General features: G+C 70.5%; 5 protein-coding genes. All 5 read left to right on the plus strand.

Features of this window, described 5'->3' with window-relative positions; translation table 11 throughout:
• The first annotated feature begins 3 nt into the window (after nt 1–3).
• Nucleotides 4–1,962, plus strand: coding sequence for an SUMF1/EgtB/PvdO family nonheme iron enzyme (locus ACWGSM_RS12220; protein WP_452323191.1), 1,959 nt, complete (start codon nt 4–6; stop codon nt 1,960–1,962).
• A complete protein-coding gene (locus ACWGSM_RS12225) occupies nt 1,959–3,149 on the plus strand; it encodes a CaiB/BaiF CoA transferase family protein (protein ID WP_452323192.1) in 1,191 nt (396 codons plus the stop codon). The genes ACWGSM_RS12220 and ACWGSM_RS12225 overlap by 4 nt, the downstream gene beginning before the upstream one ends.
• On the plus strand, nt 3,146–3,997 hold the full coding sequence (locus ACWGSM_RS12230; protein ID WP_452323193.1) for an HpcH/HpaI aldolase/citrate lyase family protein: 852 nt from the start codon (nt 3,146–3,148) through the stop codon (nt 3,995–3,997). The genes ACWGSM_RS12225 and ACWGSM_RS12230 overlap by 4 nt, the downstream gene beginning before the upstream one ends.
• Before the next feature lie 37 nt (nt 3,998–4,034).
• The gene (locus tag ACWGSM_RS12235) at nt 4,035–4,964 is read left to right on the plus strand and encodes a M15 family metallopeptidase (RefSeq protein ID WP_452323194.1); all 930 of its coding nucleotides are present in this window, start codon (nt 4,035–4,037) and stop codon (nt 4,962–4,964) included.
• Nucleotides 4,965–5,103: 139 nt separating this feature from the next.
• Nucleotides 5,104–6,267, plus strand: a complete 1,164-nt coding sequence (locus ACWGSM_RS12240) for an acyl-CoA dehydrogenase family protein (protein ID WP_452323195.1) — start codon at nt 5,104–5,106, stop codon at nt 6,265–6,267.
• Nucleotides 6,268–6,324: the final 57 nt, after the last annotated feature.

Raw genomic sequence — 6,324 nt, forward strand, 5'->3', positions numbered from 1 at the left:
ATCGTGAGCAGTGGATTCGACCCCCTCCATCCCCGCGAGCTGGACCGACCCACCGCCGTGCCGCTGCGCAGCGCCGATGGTGCGCTGATCGATGTTTCGACGGGTGCGCGAGCGCTGATCATGGACGACGGCAAGATCTTCGCCGCGCCGTCCGACCCGGCGCAGCTTGACGACTGGCGAGCGCAGCTCGCCGCGTGGCGCGAAGGCGCCCGGGTCAGGCACGCAGACCCGACCCGGTACGACGACCCAGCGTCCGAGTGGGCCTCGCGCTGCTTCACCGTGGCGCAGGTGTGGCTGTGGGATGAGCTGTTCTTCGACTTCGAGACGCAGCGATTCACGCCCGAGCGGTTCGCCGCCGACGCCCTCGGGCGCTTCGGGGGTCTCGACGGTATCGTGCTCTGGCACGCCTACCCGGTGATCGGCATCGACGATCGCAATCAGTGGGATTTCTACGAGGTGCCCGGTCTCGCCGAAGCTGCGGCCACCCTGCGCGAGTCGGGCATCGCCGTTTTCGTCGACTACAACCCGTGGGACACGGGCACTCGCCGCGCCGGCGAAGATGCGGCCGAGCTCGCGGCCACCGTGCGGCGGCTGGGCGCCGACGGCATCTTCCTGGACACTCTGAAGAAGGCCGACCCCGAGATGGTCGCAGTCCTCGACGCCGCGCGCCCCGGCATCGGGCTGGAGGGCGAGTCGAAGCTGGCCACCGAGCGCATCGCGGACCACACCCTGTCGTGGGCCCAGTGGTTCGCCGACTCCGAGGCGCCCGGCGTGCTGCGGGCGCACTGGTTCGAGCGTCGCCACATGCAGCATCACATCCGACGCTGGCATCGCGACCACTCCGAGGAGCTGCGCTCGGCGTGGCTCAACGGCGTCGGCGCGATGGTCTGGGAGGTCGTCTTCGGCGTGTGGGTCGGCTGGAACGATCGCGATTCCGCCACGCTGCGCCGCATGCTCCCTGTGCAGCGCGGTCTGCATCGATGGCTCGTCGACGGGGAGTGGATGCCGCTGGCGGTGCACCAGGCGCCGGTGTACGGCTCGACCTTCACGCTCGCGGAATCCACTCTGCTGCTGCTGGCGAACGCCTCGGACACTGACGTCGCCTACCGACCGGAGGGCGAAGGCTGGCAGCCGCTGCACGCGGGCGACACCGGCGAGGTCATCGTCGTCCCCGCGCACGGCGTCGCCGCGGCGATGCGCGTCTCGGGCGCCGAGCCCGTCGAGCTGAGGGCTGTGCGCGCCGCTCTGAGCACCGAAGTAGCGGTTTCGGATGCCTCCTTCCCGCACCGCCGCGCTCGCCGGCTCTCGCCGGCCCCCGTCCGTCGGGAACCCGCGGATGCCGGCATCCGCGCCCGCGTCGCCGAGCGCACCGTCCGCGTCGTCGCCGGTGAGCACGTGCTGACCGTCCGCTTCCGCGCCCGTGAGACGGGCATGTACGAAGGTGCACCCTACGTCGACGAATGGAAGCCGCTGCCCCCGCGCCTGCACGATCTGCGCACGCTCGAGCGGGTCGCCCGGCTCGCGCACCCCGTGCGTGTGGCCGCCACCGAGGTCAGCGAGGCGGAGTACTCCCTCTTCCTCGACGCGATCGGCGAGCACGCCGCATCTCGCGATCCCGACCGCCCCGCGACGGGCGTCACCTTCGCCCGCGCTCGCGAGTACGCAGCCTGGGTGGGCGGCCGGCTGCCCAGCGAAGACGAGTGGCAGCTCGCCGCCGGGACGCCGGGATTCACCCGTCGCACGCCCGAGGTGTGGAACTGGACCGAATCGGAGCACTCCGACGGACGCACCCGCTTCGTCATGCTCAAGGGCGGCAGCGCTCACGAGAGCGTGGGATCGGACTGGTATGTCGACGGCGGTGTTCGCGAGCCGGAGTTCGCGCTGAAGCTGCTGCTGCCTGGGCTGGGGCAGGACGCCTCGCCCTCCATCGGATTCCGCGTCTGCTGGGAGAGTGAGGCATGAGCACGCCGCTGACGGGACTGCGCGTGGTGGACGCGTCCACCCTGTTCGCCGGGCCCATGGCAGCCATGCACCTGGGCGACATGGGCGCTGAGGTGATCAAGGTCGAGCATCCCACCCGGCCTGACCCGGCACGGGGACACGGCCCCAGCAAGAACGGTCAGAACCTCTGGTGGAAGACGCTGGGCCGCAACAAGCGCACCGTGGCGATCGATCTGCACACCGAGGGCGGTCGCGATGCCTTCCTGCGACTGGCGCGCACCGCCGATGTGGTGATCGAGAACTTCCGCCCCGGCACGCTCGAGCGCTGGGGGCTGGACTACGAGACCCTCTCGGCGCAGAACCCCGGGCTCGTGCTGGCGAGGGTGACCGGTTTCGGGCAGATCGGACCGTACCGCTCACGCCCCGGCTTCGGCACCCTGGCCGAGGCGATGAGCGGCTTCGCGGCGTCGACCGGCGAGCCCGGCGGCCCGCCCACGCTGCCGCCGTTCGGCCTCGCCGACGGCATCGCGTCGCTCGCCACGGCGTACGCGGTCATGGTCGCGCTGCACTCGCGCTCGGCATCCGGGGCCGGGCAGGTGGTCGACGTCGCGATCATCGAGCCGATCCTCGCGATGCTCGGACCGCAGATCACCCGCTGGGATCAACTGCAGACGGCCCAGCCGCGCACCGGCAACCGGTCGATGAACAACTCCCCCCGCAACGCCTACCGCACCGCCGAGGGATCGTGGGTGGCCGTGTCGGCGAGCGCGCTCTCGATCGCGGAGCGGGTCGTGACCCTCGTGGGCAGACCGGACCTGGCGGAGCAGCCGTGGTTCGCGACCGGGGCGGCGCGTGCCGAGCATGCGGACGAGATCGACGAGGCCGTCGGCTCCTGGATCTCGCGGCACACCCGCGACGAGGTCATCACGGCCTTCGAGGAGGCGCAGGCTGCCGTCGCCCCGGTGTACGCGCCGGCGGACATCGTCGCCGACCCGCAGTTCAACGCACTCGGCACCATCCACCGCATCCACGACCCCGATCTGGGAGAGATGGCCATGCAGGGGCCGCTGTTCCGTCTCTCGCGCGACGAGCCGACCATCGCGTTCACCGGGCGCGTGCACGCGGCCGACACCGATGCGGTGCTCGCCGAGCTCGGCTACGCCGATGCCGCCATCGCGCTGCTGCGCGAAGAGGGATCGGTGGCATGAGCGCGCGACCCACGATGGTGGCACTGTACGCGCCGGCCGACCGCACCGAGCGGTTCGGCAAGGCGCTCGACGCTGGCGCGGATGCCGTCATCGTCGATCTCGAGGACGCCGTGACTGCCTCCCGCAAGGACGAGGCGCGCACCGCGCTCGCCACCTTCGCCGAGGAGTGGGCTCGTCGTGGGTCCGAGCGCCCTGCGGTGCAGGTGCGGGTGAACGGGCACGGATCGCGATGGCATGCGCAGGACCTCGCTGCGGTCGCGCAGCTGCCCGTTGCGTTCGCCGTGCGCCTGCCGAAGACGCAGAGCCCGAATGACGTGCAGGCGGTGCGCGACGCCGTGCCCGGTCGAGACGTGCACGCCCTACTCGAGACGGCGCTGGCCATCGAGCGCGCCTACGAGATCGCGTCAGCCGGAGTGGCGTCGATCGCGGCAGGCGAGGCCGACCTGCGCTCCGAGCTCGGAATCCCCGCGGGGCTGGAGGGGGAGCCGGGCCTGGTGTTCTCGCGGTCGCGGCTGGTGAATGCGGCCGCCGCGGCAGGCCTACCCGCGCCGCTCATGGCGGTATGGGCTGACGTCGCCGATGACGACACCCTCGAGCAGGACTGCCGACGCGGGAAGGCGCTGGGGTATGCGGGACGCACTGCAGTGCACCCGCGTCAGATCCCTGTGATCCGGCGGGTGTTCACCCCGCAGGCCTCCGAGGTCGAGCGCGCGCGGCGCATCCTCGACCTCGTCGCCTCGGCCGCTGCCGACGGCAATGGTGCCTTCGTGCTGGACGACGGGACCTTCATCGATGTGGCCATGGTGCGCGGGGCCGAACGGGTGGTCGCGGCGGCGGCCCGGTACTGAGCCGCAGGATCGCTCCCCGGTGGGGGACAATGGTTCGATGAGTGCCGCGCAGTCCCGACACGTCGCGCGTGAACCGCTCGCCGTGCGGGTCGCGCTGCCGCTCGGTGTGCTCTTCACGGCGATGGCATCGCTGGCGACTCTGTGCGGCGTCATCGCCGACAGCCCCATCGCCCGTGTCGAGCTGCCCGCGCCCGCCGCCGCGATGGCGATCCCCGCCGTCGAGGTCGACGCTCAGTTGGCCGCGAACCCCTGCGCCGCCGACGGCGTCCGTGCCGCGCTCGAGACCGGTGACGACGCTGGTGTCATCGCGTCGTTCGGCGGCGGTGCCGCCTTCCGTGAGGCGGTTGCGAACGGCAACGCGCCGTGCATCTCGCTATCCGACCCGAACCGGTCGTGGGTGGTCGTCAACAAGCAGCGTCCACTCGATCCGGTGGGTTTCGCTCCGGCATCCCTCGCCGACATCGGCCTCAGCGCCACCACCCGCTCGAACGAGCTGCGCCCCGAGCCCAAGGAGGCCCTCGAGGCGATGGCGGCCGATGCGGCCGCCGCGGGCGCGGGCACGATCGGGATCAACAACGGCTACCGCTCGTTCGGGGTGCAGGAGAGCACCTACGGCGCGCACGTGCGTGACAAAGGGCAGAGCGGGGCGGATGCCGTGTCGGCCCGCCCCGGCTTCAGCGAGCACCAGAGCGGTCTCGCCTTCGACCTCGTCGCGTGCGCCCCGCGCTGCGGTGCCATCGAAGCCTTCGGACCCACGTCGCAGGGCCGCTGGGTCGCAGAGAACGGCTGGCGCTACGGATTCATCGTGCGCTACGAGCCCGGGCACACCGGAACCACGGGGTACGCACCCGAACCGTGGCACATCCGCTACATCGGGCCCGAGCTCGCCCAGGCGTACCACGACGGCGGGTTCCACACCCTCGAGGAGTTCTTCGGCCTGCCCGCGGCTCCCGACTACAGTCACTGAGGTGCCGACCGCGACATCCCAGAATCGCGGAACGCAGTGTCATCCTGTGTGAGACTTGTTCTCACACGCGACTGTCCGGCGATGTCATTCCGACCTAGACTCGCCGTGCGACGACGCATATGAATTCGAGGAGGACGCCATGGAGCGCGACATCTACGAAGAAGACCACGAGGCCTTCCGCGACCTGGTCAAGGACTTCGTCAAGCGGCACGTCACGAACGAGTCGATCGAGCGGTGGGATGCCGCCGGCGAGGTCGACCGCGAGACCATGCTGGCCGCCGGTGAGGCCGGCATCCTCGGGCTCTCGGTGCCCGAGGAGTTCGGCGGCGCGGGCATGCTGCAGGACTACCGTTTCCGCGCGATCGTGAACGAAGAGGTCATCGGCGCCGGCGCCGGCTCGCTGGCGGGTGCCCTCGGCATCCAGGATGACCTCGCCGTGCCGTACCTCGTGCACATGGGCACGCAGGAGCAGAAGGAGAAGTGGCTGCCCCGCATGGCGACGGGCGAGATCCTCGGTGCGCTCGCGATGACCGACCCGGGTGCGGGATCCGACCTGCGCGGCATCAAGACCAACGCGAAGAAGGTCGACGGCGGGTACATCCTCAACGGCGCCAAGACGTTCATCTCGTCGGGCACCACCGCAGACATGGTCGTCACCTTCGTCAAGACCGGTGAGGGCACCCGCCCCGACGCCTTCAGCCTGCTCATCGTCGAGAAGGGCATGGAGGGCTTCGACCAGGGCAAGAAGCTCAGCAAGATGGGCTTCCACGGCTGGGACACCGCCGAGCTCAGCTTCACCGACGTCTTCGTCCCCGACGAGAACCTCATCAGCGGCAAGGAGGGGCAGGGCTTCATCCAGCTGATGATGAACCTGCCGCTCGAGCGTCTCTCGATCGCCGTGTCTGCCGCCGCGGTCATCCAGGCCGCCGTGAAGTGGACCGTCGACTACACGAAGAGCCGCGACGCGTTCGGCGAGCGGGTCATCGACTTCCAGAACACCCGCTTCCGCATCGCCGACATGGCGACCACCGCCGACGCGGTCTGGGCCTACGTCGACCGCGGTCTCAAGGCCTACGCCGCCTCGCAGCTCACCGCCGAAGAGGCCGCGCAGCTGAAGTTCTGGGTCACCGAGCGCGAGTGGGAGGTGCTCGACACGGGAGTGCAGCTGCACGGCGGCTACGGCTACATCATGGAGTACCCGATCGCCCGGGCCTTCACCGACGCCCGCGTGCACCGCATCTACGGCGGCACCAACGAGATCATGCGCGAGATCGTCGGCCGTCAGATCGCCGGCAAGCGCTGAGCGCGGACTGAGCGCGCCGACGCCGCGGCGCAGAGATGGAAAGTGCGGGTTCCCGAC

Source organism: Microbacterium sp. NPDC055521 (assembly GCF_053619695.1).

Bases quoted from the DNA above. Each gene is read 5' to 3' on its own strand.
- ACWGSM_RS12230 (WP_452323193.1), top strand. From the start codon at position 3,146: ATGAGCGCGCGACCCACGATGGTGGCACTGTACGCGCCGGCCGACCGC.
- ACWGSM_RS12240 (WP_452323195.1), top strand. From the start codon at position 5,104: ATGGAGCGCGACATCTACGAAGAAGACCACGAGGCCTTCCGCGACCTG.
- ACWGSM_RS12225 (WP_452323192.1), top strand. From the start codon at position 1,959: ATGAGCACGCCGCTGACGGGACTGCGCGTGGTGGACGCGTCCACCCTG.
- ACWGSM_RS12235 (WP_452323194.1), top strand. From the start codon at position 4,035: ATGAGTGCCGCGCAGTCCCGACACGTCGCGCGTGAACCGCTCGCCGTG.